Genomic DNA, 14331 nt, shown 5'->3' on the forward strand with positions numbered 1-14331 from the left:
TGAACAACTGAAAAAAAGATTTTTTATTAAATCTTTTCGAATACTTCCAATTTTAGCGGATGTGCTAAAGCTTCAGTCATTAAATAGGAAAGAGTTGATTCTGCGCCCCGATTTTGATTAGGGCCATCGGAGTTCAGACCGTCACAGCAGCTGCCATCGCTAGGATCGACTAAAGGAATGTGATGGTCATTCCCGCCATAAAACCAGTCTCGGCAGCGCAGTACAACTTGTAAGTAAGCAGAATCATCCAAAATATGATAAGCTTCGTTTGCAGCTAAAGCTAGTTTCATAACATCGATGGGCTGCTGATCCCAGTCGGCGCGATTGTGGCGACTGCACCAACCCCGGTTGCCGATTGGACGAATGGAGGAGCTGTTGAATCCGCCCATCTTTTCGATGAGAAAATCAAGACTCTCTTTGGCAATTCGCAATGTTTCATTGCGACGGTTGTATCGATAGGATAAAAATAATCCCCAAGGCAAAATTCCATTGGCATATGTCATTTGTTTTTCGAACCAATGCCAATCTTCCGTTCGGTGCTCTTTGTATGCTGTTAATAAACTATGTTCGCATGTTTCTGCCAATTGTTTAAGTTCATCTTCTGCTATTTCAAGAGAGGAAATGCTGTTTTTCTTTTCCATGAGCAGTTTGCTGCAACTGGCCAGCACCCATGCTTGGCTGCGGGCAAAACGAAGCTTGCGGCATGCAGAAAGGGCATTGCGCAAAATTTCTGCTGCCACATAGCGGCGGGCATTGTCATTAAGTTTTAAATAGGCCATTGTCACTGCCCAAACTGATCGACCAAGACAATCTTCAGAACGAGTTTCCGATTCAGGTGTTCGGTCATAATAAAAGTTATTATGAAACCATCCATCATCCCTTTGAGCCCAAAGCAAAAAGGCTAAATACCGATCAAGCATTCCGTAGAGTCTCTTCAATTCAGACGGTTCATCTTGAAGAAGCTCTATCCATTCAATACATAGCCAAAGGGCGCGCGCATTGTCGTCTGTTGAATATCCTTCTTTACGGCGCGGAATCCGGCCGAGGCAATGCTCGATCAACCCTGTATCGTCAGTTAAACGTTCCAAATGATCAAAATTAATATTTGGTTGGGGCAACGTGTTTCACCACGCTTTCGTTCGGCTCTTTCACACCCTTCTCATCCAAGTCCATTTCGCCGATTTTGGCAAACAGCTTCAAATATTGCATCCCGACAGTTGGCCAATAGGTTGCCTTTCCAATCTGCCGAATTCGATTTTCCCATTGGTGTAATGCATTGTCATCCATTAATAGCTCTTTTAATCGCTGTTCCCATGCTTTGATGTCGCCATACGGAAGAAGCAGTTCTTCACAGCCTTTTAATAAATCTTGCGCATGCTCGTATGGCGTGGAGAGGATCGGACGGCCTATTCCAACGGCATAAGCCAGCGTTCCGCTTGTGATTTGCTGCAAGCCCGGATAAGGAGTTACATATAGGTCACACGCTGTTAAGTAGGAGACGAGCTCCTCTTCATTAAAGTAACGGTCAATCATTCGGACATTCTCTTCTAATCCGAGCTGACGAATCATGTTTTGCAGCTCTTCACGGTATGATTCTCCTTCCCGCTTTTTCACTTCAGGATGCGTTTGTCCCGCGATAATATATAACGTTTCCGGTACTTCACGGACAACTTCTGGGAGGGCTGAAATTAGAGACTCGATTCCTTTGCCGCGATTCAGTAATCCAAATGTAAGCAATACTTTTCTGCCTTCAAATCCCAGCTGGCGGCGAAGCTGAACCCGCTCGTTATCTCGAGGTTTAGGCGATCCATGTGGAATGTAGATAATTTTATTTTCGGGCAAATTATACGCTCGGACTAAATAAGAGACAGCCTTGCGGTTCATGACGACTATAGCGTCGCTTAAATCAGCGATTTCCTGCTGGACTTGCCGATATGGCGGCTTAGGATCAGAGAAAATCGTGTGAAACGTCGTGACGAGCGGTTTATTTAATGCGCGTACAAAGTCGACTATGTACTCTCCCGCTTCACCGCCGAAAATGCCGAATTCATGCTGCAAAACTACAACAGAAATATCGCTTCGATTGACCCGTTTGGCCATCTTCACATAAGCTGAACGATCTTGCATTGGCAAAGGCCAAAATCTCGGATTATTTTCATATACATTTCTGTCATCATTTTCATTATAAAGTACAATGATTGGATCACGATTACCGCGTTTGCCAGCAGCGCTTACGTTTGTAAATACATGTTCAGTGAAGGTAGCAATACCGCAGCGGCGCGGAGGATATGTGCTGACATATGCAATTCGACTCATGCTTGCATCACCCTCTCATATTGGTTCAAGATCAAGTTGTCGTACACTTTACCTTCATTTAAGAATGTCTTGTAAGCCATAATACTGTTGTTGACACGAATATTATCGCTTATGCTTGATTGATCCCATAGAATAGAGTTTGAAAAATGCACTTTGGAGCCAATGCGGCAATGATCACCAATCACTGCAAACGGGCCAATTACTGACTGATCGCCTACCTCGACATTATCCCCGATTAAAACAGGAGGGATAAAGCGGACGCCAGATCCGATTTTGGTGTCTTTTCCTAACCAAACGCCCGGTTGAACTTGATTTCCGCGAGTAGGCAACGGGTTCCGATTTTCAAGAACGTCCCAATGAATTTTCCGGTAACGTTCTGGTGTTCCCATATCAAACCAGTAACCGCTGCTTATTTTTCCGTATACACTTTTGCTTTTTTGAATAAGGGTGGGAAATGTTTCACGTTCGATAGAAACTTCACGTCCTGCTGGAATGTAGCGCATTACTTCTGGTTCAAGAATGTACAAACCAGCATTGATCAAATTTGATGGTGCTTCTTCACGACGAGGCTTTTCAACAAAACGCAAAATCCGGCTGGAATCGTCCAGTTGAACGACACCGTAAGAAGAAGGGTCATCTACTTCCGTCAGTGCAATTGTGGCGATCCCGCCGCTTTGTTCATGAAATTCAAGAAGAGGAATCAAGTTTGGTAAGTGAACAATGTCGGCATTTACAACAAGAAATCTTTCCTTCAAAAATCTTTCAGCATTTTTGATAGCTCCTGCTGTTCCCATTTGATGTGTTTCATCAGAGTACTCAATGTCTACACCGAAACGTTTGCCGTCTCCGAAGTAATTTTTTATGACATCTGAACAGTGATGTGAGGCTATTACGAATTGGTTGATTCCTTGATCGCGAAGATAAGTGATGAGGTGTTCGAGCCATGGCCGGTTAGCAATGGGTGCCATCGGTTTCGGCAAATTTTCAGTTAATGGGCGTAAACGTGTTCCTAAACCACCAGCTAACAGTAATGTTTTCATTTGTCATCCCTCCATTAGTCTATGATTATGAAGTTCATAACAGATGGATGAATGAAAAATGAAAGTGGCGTATATTGTTAGCACTCAAACCTACTGGTTGCTAATAAATATTATAACAAAATTTCTTATATAAGTAAAATGTATGAATTTCAACTCAGTCGGGGGTTTTCCTATACTTAATGAAAAAAGGAGCAAATATAACACCTTTTGTTTAAAGTCTCTACTCCGATTGATAGAAGCTTAAAAAATGTTTGAAAAACCTCTAAGAAGAGTGCTGTTTGTTTTAATGTCTAATTATTCAGAAAATCTATCAAAAGCCTTATGAAATGATATAATCTCCTTGAATTTTATGAAGAAAGCAGGTGATATCGTTGAACTATTGTCAACAATGCGGACACCGATTAGAAGAAAATCAAACATTTTGTACGAATTGCGGCGCGAAAGTCGTAGAATCACAAAACGCCGTACAATCGCAAAATGTAATGAAGGCAGGGGAGGGATCAGGATCAAGAAGACCGGTGCTGGCAACGAAAAAATCTAAGATTTTTGCAAGTATTGGAGTTCTATTAATTTTAGTAATTGCAAGTTCATTTTTTATTGTAAAATCGGTCTATAAACCGACAAAACTGGCGGAAAATTTTATTCTAGCGATCAACAATCATGATGCAAAAAAAGTGGCTCATTTACTAAACTCGAAGCAATCGGATATAAAAATAGATGAAAAAGTGGCCAAACAATTAATTGACCATTATCAAATGAACCCATCGGAATTTTCTGAACTGAAAAATAGCTTGCATAAAGAAGCCGTTATTTATGAAAAAGGGGCATTTCCTGAGCATACAGATGCAGATATTTCGATCAATAAATTAGGAAAAAAAATGGTTATTTTTTGACTATTATGCACTCATACCTAAAAATTTATATATTGTCGTAACGGCAAATCATGATAGCCATATTTACATAGATGGAAAAAAATATGAACCTATAAAAAAAGACGAAGAACGGACTTACGGGCCGTTTTTGCCAATCAATCATAAAGTGCAAGCAGTATACAAAGGAGAATACGCAGACGTAAAGCAAGTGGAAGAAGTTTCGCCAAGTGATGCAGAAGAAAATAAAGTGTACATAAATTTTGATTTAACTGGAGATTATGTATATTTATATTCAAATATTGAAGATGCCATTTTATTCGTCAATGGAAAGAGCACAGGTTTAAAAATTTCTGATGTAGAAGAGTTTGGACCAGTTGTAACAGACGGTTCGATGACGCTTCATGCCGAAATAAAAACTGCTGATGGTACGTTGAAAAGCAATAAAAAGACAATTAAAGAAGCCGGGGAAACGATTGATCTATTATTTGAACAAGAAATTCCAATGGAAGATTTCGAAGATGTTGGAGATTCATTAAAAGACTATCATGATGAACAATCGGAGATCGAAAATGTGATTATGAGCCATTATACTAGTATCTCAAGCGGTGACTACGAAACTGCATATGCAATGTTTTCCTCAAGCCGTCGCAGTAAAATTAGCTATGAAAAATGGTCTAAAGGGCTAAAAAACAATTTTAAAAATGAAGTTACGAATGTAAGTGTGGAAAGTATAGAAAATGATCAAGCGACAGTGAGTTTTCAATTAACTTCTTATGACAAACAGGACGACGGCTCCACATTAGTACAAGAATGGGGAGGGAAATGGTATTTAGTGAAGGAATCAGACGGCTGGAAATTAGCAACGCCTGAAATTAAAAAGCTAAATACTAGAACGGAATGAAATGGAAATCTTTTCTTCTCATTTTCGCCATATTTATTTTGAGTATTTTTGCCATTATATCAATCCCGAAATTGCCGCTCTTTCAGGAAAATCAAAAAACAAAGATTCAAGACCAGCATGAAGAACCGGAAGTAAAAGAAGCGGGTAATGTTGCAGCTTTGCAAGAAGAAAAAAACGATAAGAAAGAAGAAACGGTCGAAGAAAAAGCAGCTAGAATAGTGGATGATATGTCTTTGGGCGAGAAGGTCGGCCAGCTTTTGATGGTGGGCTTTAAAAGCACGGAAAAAGACGAGGAAATAACCGATTTAATCGTAAACAAACATATCGGTTCTGTCATTTTGTTTGACCGCAACATGGAGACTCCGGAACAAGTTGCGCAATTAAATAATTCTTTGCAAAGGCTTGCGCTGAAAAAGCGGTTTGGAGTGCCGCTTATGATCGGAGTGGACCAAGAAGGGGGAGACATTTTGCGGATGAGAGAAAAAGTGTCTCCTATCCCATCCCAACAGAAGCTAGGGCAAGCTGCAAATGAAAAAGCGGTGTACGATATTGCTCTTCTGAACGGAAGGGAATTGGCTGCCATGGGATTTCATCTAAATTTTGCACCCGTTTTGGATTTGTCAGAGACTGACAGCCGATCTTTTGGTACAAATCCGGAAGCGGTCTATACGTATGGTGCAAAAGTGGTTCAAGGATTGCATGAAGCGAAGATTACAGCAACGCTCAAGCATTTTCCCGGCAACGGAAGAAGCAGTGTTGATCCGCATATTGACACTTCTTCTGTAAAAGCGGACAAATTGGATTTGGAGAATTCCGATATTTATCCATTTAAAAAGCTCATTGAAAATACAGATCACAATCAATTCTTCATTATGATGACTCACATTAAATATCCAAGTTATGATCCTAGCAAACCAGCAAGTTTATCTTCTGTTATGATTCAAAAGCTGCTTCGGGAAAAGCTGGGGTATAAAGGAATTGTTGTCACGGATGATCTTGAAATGGGCGCAGTAAATAAATATTATTCATATGAAGATATGGCAATCGAAGCGATTAATGCCGGAGCGGATTTGCTGCTTGTTTGCCATGAATATGAGCATCAAGTGGAGGTTTATAATGGCTTAGTGAAAGCAGTGAAAGACGGAAAAATTCAAGAAAAGCGCATCAACGAAGCGGTGACAAGAGTGCTAATCCATAAATTATCCACTATTCAAAATCCGATCGTTGATCCGCAATATGCGAAAGAAACAGTTGGAAGCAAGGAGCATAAAACACTGATCGAAAATTGGATGAATACAAAGGAACAGTGATTCAATTAAATTCGTAGAAGATCTTCATTCAATGTTTGGGCAAGCCGATTGTAGGCGGCTGCCCATGATATACCAATCAATAGAGGAGGACCAATAGAGGAAAATGATTTGTCATCAATGTGGAAATGAACAAGAAAAAGGAAATTTTTGTGGGAAATGCGGGGCAAAATTGAATAATGATCCAAATCTACAAGAAACAGCAGGAGGCGGCGGGGATCAGGCTTCAATTAACAGAAATCCCCAACCGTCTTATGGCCAAGCAGCTTCCACGCAAATGAATGAACATGTAGAAAAGGTTAAAAAGCAGTCGAAAGTGTATGGAAGCTATTTCGTTCATTTTTTGAAACATCCGTCATCCATTTTCGGCAAAGAAAAAAATGAATGGGTGAATGGCTTTATCAGCATTATTTTATTTGTGTTCATTGTCACACTAACGGTTAGCGTTTTTGTCCGCAATCTATTTAAATCGGCAATTCATGGTACTCAAGGACTGATAAATGAGTTTTATGATGGACCTTCGTATATTTCGGTATTTTTTCATGTTTTTATATTTGTTTTTCTTATTGTTGCGCTCGTGTTATTGTGTATGTTCATTGTTAATAAATTGTTTGGATCAAGTGCATCTTTTCAAGAGGTAACAGCTATATATGGAGCACATCTTACCACTGCGATCATTGTTTCGCTTATCGCGTTATTGCTAGTTTTGTTAAAATCCCATGTTTATGGAAACATTGTGCTGATCATTTCACTTTTGCTTGCGATCGTTTTAATTCCATATTATTTGATAAGTGTACTGCTAACGAAATATTCAAAAGGAATAGATCCTTTATACTCATTTTTTATCTATGTTGCTATATTTTCCATCGTGTTTGCGATTTTTATCGGTATATTGGCTGATTCGGCAATGGGGAGAATTGTTGATCAATGGAGATATTTTTGGTGATGGAGTGACATTAAACATTTTGAACGAATCTAAATATTAGCTGCTTTAATTTTCATACAATATAGACTTACACAATGAGTACCGTTAAGCCTTAAAAGCATCAGATCACCTTCTGCGCTGGTATGCCCGCCGCATACCAGCGTTTCATATGTTAATAGGCTGATTTTCATTCTATTGTATAATATGACACTTTAAGTTAAGCCGTTATGAGAAAATTGGAAGCAGTATGGAACAATTGGCCGATATTCTAGGCAAACTATAAGCTGAAACTGGACATATTTTAATCGTTTGCCTAAAATGAAGCTAAAGGAAATACCAAAACAATCCAAAAAATTGTTTTCAAAGGAAGGTGATGCTCAACATGGATGCAAAGGCGAAAAAAACGGCTTTACGTGGAATTACATATGGCTTGTACATTGTCGGAACGAAAGATGAAAACGGTGCCAATGGATTTGCTGGAAATTGGTTGACGCAAACCTCTTTTGAACCGCCTTTAGTTGCAGTTGCCGCAAAAGCGGGTACACGTTCACAACAACAAATTGCCAAAAGCGGAGTATTTAGCGTCAATATTTTGGAGACGGGTCAGAAGGACATGGTTACTGCCTTTTTCCGATCCATTGAACCGGAAGGAAACAAGCTGGCTGGATACGAATTTTATACGGAAGAAACAGGATGCCCGATTTTTAAAGATGCGTTGAGCTTTTTTGAGTGTAAAGTGGTGGAAAAAATAGAAAAAGGTGACCACTATATTTACGTCGGTGAAGTGATCAATGCCGGCGTGCATCGGGAAGGCGATCCGCTAACATTGAAAGAAACCGGTTTCTATTATGGAGGCTAAACTTTTTATAAGAATAATGTTCCGGTTAAAAAGACCTGCAAATTTTATTATTTGAGACGAAAAATAAGAATATAGTTTTGTTCGGCTAAAGATTGAAGCAAGATTTTAAAGAATAAGCGATGATGACTTACGATTATTTGAAGCGGGCGTTCATTTTCGCCTGCTTCAAGCGTTTTTTTCAAGTGAATGTACGTAGTTATAAGTATATGAATTCATTGAAATTTTCATAAAAAAATAGTATAATACGACTTATTGTACGAATCATGTAAATTATTTTAATAAATTAATTTTAAAAAATTTCTCATGGTGGGATCAATAATTATGGATAAGGATAACAAGCTATCATTTTCATCACTTACTGTTATTGGTGTTATGTTGTTTGCCCTATTTTTTGGGGCGGGGAATTTAATATTTCCAGCTCAGCTTGGACAAAATGCCGGGGAGAATCTGTGGTTTGCTGTGACTGGATTTATTATTACTGGAGTCGGATTGCCGTTCCTCGGGATTATTGCGATGAGTTTTTCTGGAAGCAGTGATTTACAAGAGCTTTCTAGTAGAGTTCATCCGACTTATGCCGTCTTTCTCACATCATTGCTCTATTTAACAATTGGTCCTTTTTTTGCAGCACCGCGGACTGGAACTGTTGCGTATGAAGTCGGTATTGCGCCGTTTGTTGCAGAGGAATTTCATCAGGTTGGATTGCTTATTTATACACTGCTATTTTTTGCTGTGACTTTTTGGTTTTCTTTATATCCGGCTAAAATTGTTGATAATGTTGGAAAACTTCTAGCGCCTGGAATTGTGATTCTTCTTGCCATACTTTTATTTATGGTAGTTGTGAATCCTATTGGGGATATTGGTTCAGCGCAAGGAGTGTATAAAACTCATGCGTTCGCTCAAGGCTTTATAGATGGCTATAATACAATGGACGCCCTTGCATCACTTGTATTTGGCATTATTGTGATCAATGCCATTCGCAAATTAGGTGTAACATCAAAAAAAGATATTATGAAAGCTACAGCAAAATCAGGAACTGTTGCCATTTCACTGCTTGCACTGATTTATATAGGAATTGCTTATTTAGGAGCAACAAGTACAGAAGCTTTCGGAATTTTTGAAACAGGCGGACCAGTTCTCAGCAAAGCGGCTTCACACTATTTTGGCACATTCGGCTTAATTATGCTGGCTATTATTATCATTCTTGCATGTTTAACGACTGCCATTGGTTTAATAACGGCGAATGCTGAATATTTTCATAAGTTGGTTCCGAAAATCGGCTATAAAACGTGGGTTGTCTTCTTTAGCTTACTTACTTTTGTAATAGCAAACTTTGGATTAACGAACATTATTTCATTTTCTATCCCTGTCTTAATGTTCATCTATCCGCTTGCGATTGTTTTGATGTTATTAACGTTCTTGTCGCCGTTTTTCAATCATGCTCGTATTGTATATGCTTCAACGACTGGAGTTACATTTTTAATTAGTATTTTTGATGGTTTGAAATCATTATGTAATTCACTTGGAATTGATTATTTCGGATGGATGGTACCGATTGTTTCGTTCTATGAACAAGTATTGCCATTTTATAATCAAGGACTCGGCTGGTTTATTCCAGCGATCATTGTCATTATTATTACAGGTATTGTCGGAAGGGTTCAGGCCAAATCAACTGTTAGAGCGTAAAATGTTCTATTATAATAATAGAAAGAATAGTTTGAATTTTTGCAAGCTATAAAAAAGGAACTTTCTTAAGGAAGGTTCCTTTTTTTGATCAAACTTGACCATTGACAATTTTTTATAAAGTAAAGGAAGATTCTTTTTATTATTTAGTGATTATGGTATTTTTCTTGTAGAGGTTAAAGTCTATCCACCCTTCGCAAGTTCGGATTTAAAAATAAAGGATATTTTAGCAGCTGCTAGAAGTATCCCCTTTACAATATAATGGAATGATATCAGAAGCTTTGAAGATGTATGCCGTTCATTAGACTTTATTAATTGAGAGAAAAACTTTAAGGAAGGGAAATAGGAATTATATTGTAAGGGTAACATCGGCCGCTAGATGGTTCTATGTTCGGCAGCTGAATGCAATTTGTGATTAGTTGATGAACAGAAAAGAAGGATTTCATTACACTTTATAAAAGGAAGTGTGACGTTGTGAAAGCCAAACAATTATTGGTATTACTATTTATTACAATAATCATTTCTGCTTGCAGTTCAAATAAAGAACAATCAACCATGGAGCACGCGCCGAATGGCGACTTGTGGGAAACAACTGCTTCAAGGGATGAACTGCCGACCTTTTTAAATGAATATAGCGAAAACATTCAAATCATCTATCAAGCAGCCGGAAAATCAATGGAACTGCTGCAATGGATTCCTTGTTATTGTGGCTGCGGCGACCATGCCGGACATCGGAGCAGTCTAAATTGTTTTGTTAAGCAAGTAAATCAAAATAGTTCTGTTGTATGGGATGACCATGGAACACGCTGCAACGTCTGCTTAGAAATTGCAGCAGAAGCAATCAAAATGAAGCAAGATGGAAAAACGGTAAAAGAAATTCGCCAATATATAGATGAAAAATACAAAGAAGGCTATGCGAACCCGACAGACACACCAATGCCGTTATAAAGAAAAGGATGAGACCAATTATTGGTTTCATCTTTTCTATGTTTTATGCTTTGTCGAAACTGTTTTTGTCCTCAGGACTTGATCATGATGGAAAAAGGCTTGTGATTAGACATTTAATCTTGAATATCCATCAATACTGTTTTTTTGTTATTTTTACATAATAAAATTGTCGGAGAAAGCTCCTTCGGCTTTTTTTTTTGACCGATCCTCCACGCTTTCCAAGAAAGAATTATTTATTTCCCTGCTCCATTATATATAATCATATTCCCTTTCGCTCCATGACCCATTTTCCATTCTGCCTTTCCCTCATGTCTAATTCTAAGGACTGATCTAATAAAACTAGCAAGAAAAGTCGAAATTTTTAAAAACATACTTGACAAATAGGAATAATGGAATTAATATCATACTTAAATCTTTTACTTTTATCCGGTTGCCCACTGGACCGCCAGAGGCTCATATCAGTTCCTAATATTAGGGATCTGATATGAGCCTTTTTTATTAAAATTTAAGGAGGGAAAATCAATGGGTTTACAATTTGCTTATTGGGCGCCAAACGTTAGTGGAGGGCTTGTGATCTCTAATCTGCCACAGAAAACAGGCTGGTCATTTGAGGATAACAAACGTTATGCACAAATAGCTGAAGAAAATGGTTTTGATTACGTCCTGCTGCAAACAAGATTTTTCGCCAGCTACGGAGCTGAAAAACAATTAGAAGCCGCTGCGCTTGCTTCTGCACTTGCCGCTAGTACCAAAAAATTAAACATTATTACAGCTGTGCTGCCCGGTCTATGGCATCCAGGTGTCATAGCAAAAATTATTTCAACGATTGATCATATCAGTAATGGTCGTGCTTCAATTAATATTGTCAGCGGATGGTTTAAAAATGAATTTATCGGTTATGGGGAACCGTGGTTAGACCATGATGAACGTTATCGACGGTCTGAAGAATTTATACAGGTTCTACGAGATTTGTGGACAAAGGAAACCACTACTTTTAAAGGAGATTTTTATCGTATAAATGAAGCGCCATTAAAGCCTAAACCTATTAATATCCCGAAAATTTTCCAAGGCGGAAACTCGAAAGCAGCAAGAGAAATGGCTGGACGAGTTTCAGATGTTTATTTCATGAATGGAAACTCGCTGGAAAATCTGAAAAAGCAAATTAATCATGTGAAATCATTGGCTGAATCGAACGGAAGAAACATCCAATTCGGTGTTAATGGCTTCGTGATTGTTCGTGATACAGAAGAAGAAGCAAAACAAGTTTTAAAAGATATTGTTTTACATGCAGATAAAGAAGCTGTGGAAGGCTTTGAAAGTCAAGTGAAATTCGCAGGGAAAGCCTCTCCTGAAGGTGAAGGAATGTGGGCGGAATCCACCTTCGAAGATCTTGTGCAATATAATGACGGTTTCAAAACAGGTTTGATTGGGACGGCAGAACAAGTGGCAGATCGCATCATTGAGCTGAAAAAAATAGGAGTCGATATTGTTTTGACAGGATTTTTACATTACGATGAAGACTTAAAAGCCTTTGGTGAAAAAGTCATTCCGCTCGTAAGAGAAAAAGAAGCAAAATTGGAGGGAATCCTAGCCAACTAATATAAAGAAGCATAAGACTCGAAATGAGTAAGCTTTCGGAACAACTAACAAATGAATACGAATGATGTTGGGCATTCAACATCAAGAAATGAGGAGTCTCTTTCTTTAAATAATACTTGACATATAGGAATAATATGTATTAATTTAGTTATAAACAAAATAGTTTGATGAATGCTGACTGGACAACTAGAGGCTCTCAATTCAAGATCATATTTCTTGAAATGAGAGTCTCTTTCCTTTTTTTACAAACATGGAAAGGTGGATTAGCGGTGGCAAATAGTTATGTGAACATATTGGATTATAAAGCGGAAAAACAAAAATCTTTGCGAGAAAATGAATATTTGAATTTGCCGGATTTACAATTTTTCCTTTGGTGCCAAAAGAATTATCGGATAAATAAAGGTGTTTTCAATACGATTGACAATTGGTTTTATACAAATGGAGTCGTTTCTATTATTCATCGTCGAATTTATATTTTAGCTTTTCTGGAATTTGTCAAAAGAGAAGATGCGGATTTTAAAAAACGCAAATATATCCGTTTTGGAAACGGAGGTCTTTCAAAGAAGCTTCATCAATTTATGAATGAAATAATGGAACAATAGAACGATTATGTCAGTAAACTATTAATCACAAACATTATTTAGATAAAGAAGACAAAGGGGTAACTAATGATGAGTGTTGCAGAAGGAACAGATCATTACCTTGACACAGCTTTGCAGTTAGCAAAGGAGTTTGCTAAAACTGCAATTGAAAGGGATGAACGAGGAGGAACAGCAAAAGCAGAACGTGATCTGCTTAGAAAAAGCGGATTACTTTCACTTATCATCCCGAAGTCTTTAGGCGGACTGGGGAAGGATTGGAAAGCTGTGCTGCAAATTACACGTGAGCTGGCAAAAGTAGACGGGTCATTGGCTCACTTATTCGGCTATCATTTCTTATGCTTGACATCCGTACATCTATTCGGTTCCCCTCAGCAGAAAGAGAAGTATTATAAGGAAACGGCTGAAAATAATTTGTTTTGGGGAAATACCTATAATCCTCTTGATGAAAGCTTGCTCGTAAAGCGAGAAGGGGATCAGTTAAAGCTAATTGGGAAAAAAAGCTTTTGCTCGGGTGCTAAAGATTCAGACCGGCTGCTTATATCAGCTAAAAGTCCAAATCAAGATCGCCCTGTTATTGCCGTTATTCCTACTAATCGGACAGGAATAATCATTAATGATGATTGGGATAGCTTCGGCCAACGGCAAACGGATAGCGGCACTGTTGTTTTTCAAGATGTACTGCTGAAGGAAGAAGAGATATTAACTTTCTATGAACAAGAACCTGAAAGCTTTTTCCCTACTATAAGGACGCATACTGCTCAAACCATTTTAGTTCATGTTCTTCTTGGAATTGCGGAGGGAGCATTTGAAGAAGCGAAAAACTATACGAAAAATATCACTCGTCCTTGGCTGACCTCTAAAGTAGATCAGGCGACGAGCGATCCATATACGATTCGCCAGTATGGAGATTTATATGTGCAGTTAAAAGCTGCAGCTGCATTGGCCCAAGACGCTTCAAATGCTCTGCAAGAAGCATGGGATAAAGAAAGGGCATTAACAGAACAGGAACGTGGAGAGTGTGGAATTATCATTGCGACTGCAAAGGTTGCAACAGCAAAAGCAGCTTTAGAGGTTACCAGCCGTATGTTTGAAGTAATGGGGGCAAGGGCAACTTTAGGAAAATATCGGTTTGACCGCTTTTGGCGAAATGTAAGGACTCACACGTTGCATGATCCCATTGAATATAAAATCCGTGATATCGGAGAATGGGCTCTTAACGGTAAATTACCTGAGATTACACCGTATTCTTAATGTTAAAACGATCGAATTTAATTGAAGAAAG

The 14331-nt window shown here is 38.5% G+C and carries 13 protein-coding genes; 10 read left to right on the forward strand and 3 right to left on the reverse strand.

Annotation, left to right across the window (positions count from 1 at the left end):
* Window positions 1–26: 26 nt before the first annotated feature.
* From NSQ84_RS01500 to NSQ84_RS01510, 3 genes are read right to left on the reverse strand one after another with little or no spacing between them, the layout of a single operon-like run.
* A complete protein-coding gene (locus tag NSQ84_RS01500; protein ID WP_063386529.1) occupies window positions 27–1118 on the reverse strand; it encodes a hypothetical protein in 1092 nt (363 codons plus the stop codon).
* Window positions 1099–2316, reverse strand: a complete 1218-nt coding sequence (locus NSQ84_RS01505; protein ID WP_339212178.1) for a glycosyltransferase family 4 protein — start codon at window positions 2314–2316, stop codon at window positions 1099–1101. The genes NSQ84_RS01500 and NSQ84_RS01505 overlap by 20 nt, the downstream gene beginning before the upstream one ends.
* On the reverse strand, window positions 2313–3356 hold the full coding sequence (locus NSQ84_RS01510) for an NDP-sugar synthase (RefSeq protein ID WP_063386531.1): 1044 nt from the start codon (window positions 3354–3356) through the stop codon (window positions 2313–2315). The genes NSQ84_RS01505 and NSQ84_RS01510 overlap by 4 nt, the downstream gene beginning before the upstream one ends.
* Before the next feature lie 371 nt (window positions 3357–3727).
* On the opposite strand from NSQ84_RS01510, the gene NSQ84_RS01515 reads away from it, so the two are divergent.
* The 10 genes from NSQ84_RS01515 (at window position 3728) to NSQ84_RS01560 (ending at window position 14300) form a co-directional block, all read left to right on the forward strand.
* Window positions 3728–4249 carry a zinc-ribbon domain-containing protein gene (locus NSQ84_RS01515; protein WP_339212179.1) on the forward strand — a complete coding sequence of 174 codons (522 nt, stop codon included), beginning with the start codon at window positions 3728–3730 and terminating at the stop codon, window positions 4247–4249.
* Window positions 4250–4376: 127 nt separating this feature from the next.
* Window positions 4377–5129 carry a hypothetical protein gene (locus NSQ84_RS01520; RefSeq protein ID WP_339212180.1) on the forward strand — a complete coding sequence of 251 codons (753 nt, stop codon included), beginning with the start codon at window positions 4377–4379 and terminating at the stop codon, window positions 5127–5129.
* Window positions 5126–6439, forward strand: a complete 1314-nt coding sequence (nagZ, locus tag NSQ84_RS01525) for a beta-N-acetylhexosaminidase (RefSeq protein ID WP_339212181.1) — start codon at window positions 5126–5128, stop codon at window positions 6437–6439. The genes NSQ84_RS01520 and nagZ overlap by 4 nt, the downstream gene beginning before the upstream one ends.
* 103 nt (window positions 6440–6542) lie before the next feature.
* Window positions 6543–7382 carry a zinc ribbon domain-containing protein gene (locus NSQ84_RS01530; protein ID WP_311066780.1) on the forward strand — a complete coding sequence of 280 codons (840 nt, stop codon included), beginning with the start codon at window positions 6543–6545 and terminating at the stop codon, window positions 7380–7382.
* Window positions 7383–7743: 361 nt separating this feature from the next.
* On the forward strand, window positions 7744–8220 hold the full coding sequence (locus tag NSQ84_RS01535) for a flavin reductase family protein (RefSeq protein WP_063386534.1): 477 nt from the start codon (window positions 7744–7746) through the stop codon (window positions 8218–8220).
* Window positions 8221–8541: 321 nt separating this feature from the next.
* Window positions 8542–9903 carry a branched-chain amino acid transport system II carrier protein gene (gene brnQ / locus NSQ84_RS01540; RefSeq protein ID WP_063386535.1) on the forward strand — a complete coding sequence of 454 codons (1362 nt, stop codon included), beginning with the start codon at window positions 8542–8544 and terminating at the stop codon, window positions 9901–9903.
* Window positions 9904–10374: 471 nt separating this feature from the next.
* Window positions 10375–10848, forward strand: a complete 474-nt coding sequence (locus NSQ84_RS01545) for a PCYCGC motif-containing (lipo)protein (protein ID WP_130157505.1) — start codon at window positions 10375–10377, stop codon at window positions 10846–10848.
* Window positions 10849–11370: 522 nt separating this feature from the next.
* On the forward strand, window positions 11371–12447 hold the full coding sequence (gene sfnG, locus NSQ84_RS01550; protein ID WP_066247181.1) for a dimethylsulfone monooxygenase SfnG: 1077 nt from the start codon (window positions 11371–11373) through the stop codon (window positions 12445–12447).
* A 269-nt stretch (window positions 12448–12716) separates the two neighbouring features.
* Complete coding sequence (locus tag NSQ84_RS01555) at window positions 12717–13049, forward strand: hypothetical protein (RefSeq protein WP_235600401.1); 333 nt, start codon at window positions 12717–12719, stop codon at window positions 13047–13049.
* Window positions 13050–13118: 69 nt separating this feature from the next.
* Window positions 13119–14300, forward strand: coding sequence for an acyl-CoA dehydrogenase family protein (locus NSQ84_RS01560; protein WP_133309089.1), 1182 nt, complete (start codon window positions 13119–13121; stop codon window positions 14298–14300).
* Window positions 14301–14331 lie beyond the last annotated feature (31 nt).

Origin of the sequence: Aeribacillus sp. FSL K6-3256 (genome assembly GCF_037965805.1) — a bacterium.
GTDB lineage: Bacteria > Bacillota > Bacilli > Bacillales > Aeribacillaceae > Aeribacillus > Aeribacillus composti.

What these genes read in the sequence shown, in the direction of transcription:
- NSQ84_RS01530 (WP_311066780.1), top strand. Translation starts at nt 6,543, where the DNA reads ATGATTTGTCATCAATGTGGAAATGAACAAGAAAAAGGAAATTTTTGT.
- nagZ (WP_339212181.1), top strand. Translation starts at nt 5,126, where the DNA reads ATGAAATGGAAATCTTTTCTTCTCATTTTCGCCATATTTATTTTGAGT.
- NSQ84_RS01535 (WP_063386534.1), top strand. Translation starts at nt 7,744, where the DNA reads ATGGATGCAAAGGCGAAAAAAACGGCTTTACGTGGAATTACATATGGC.
- NSQ84_RS01505 (WP_339212178.1), bottom strand. Translation starts at nt 2,316, where the DNA reads ATGAGTCGAATTGCATATGTCAGCACATATCCTCCGCGCCGCTGCGGT.
- NSQ84_RS01560 (WP_133309089.1), top strand. Translation starts at nt 13,119, where the DNA reads ATGAGTGTTGCAGAAGGAACAGATCATTACCTTGACACAGCTTTGCAG.
- sfnG (WP_066247181.1), top strand. Translation starts at nt 11,371, where the DNA reads ATGGGTTTACAATTTGCTTATTGGGCGCCAAACGTTAGTGGAGGGCTT.
- brnQ (WP_063386535.1), top strand. Translation starts at nt 8,542, where the DNA reads ATGGATAAGGATAACAAGCTATCATTTTCATCACTTACTGTTATTGGT.
- NSQ84_RS01510 (WP_063386531.1), bottom strand. Translation starts at nt 3,356, where the DNA reads ATGAAAACATTACTGTTAGCTGGTGGTTTAGGAACACGTTTACGCCCA.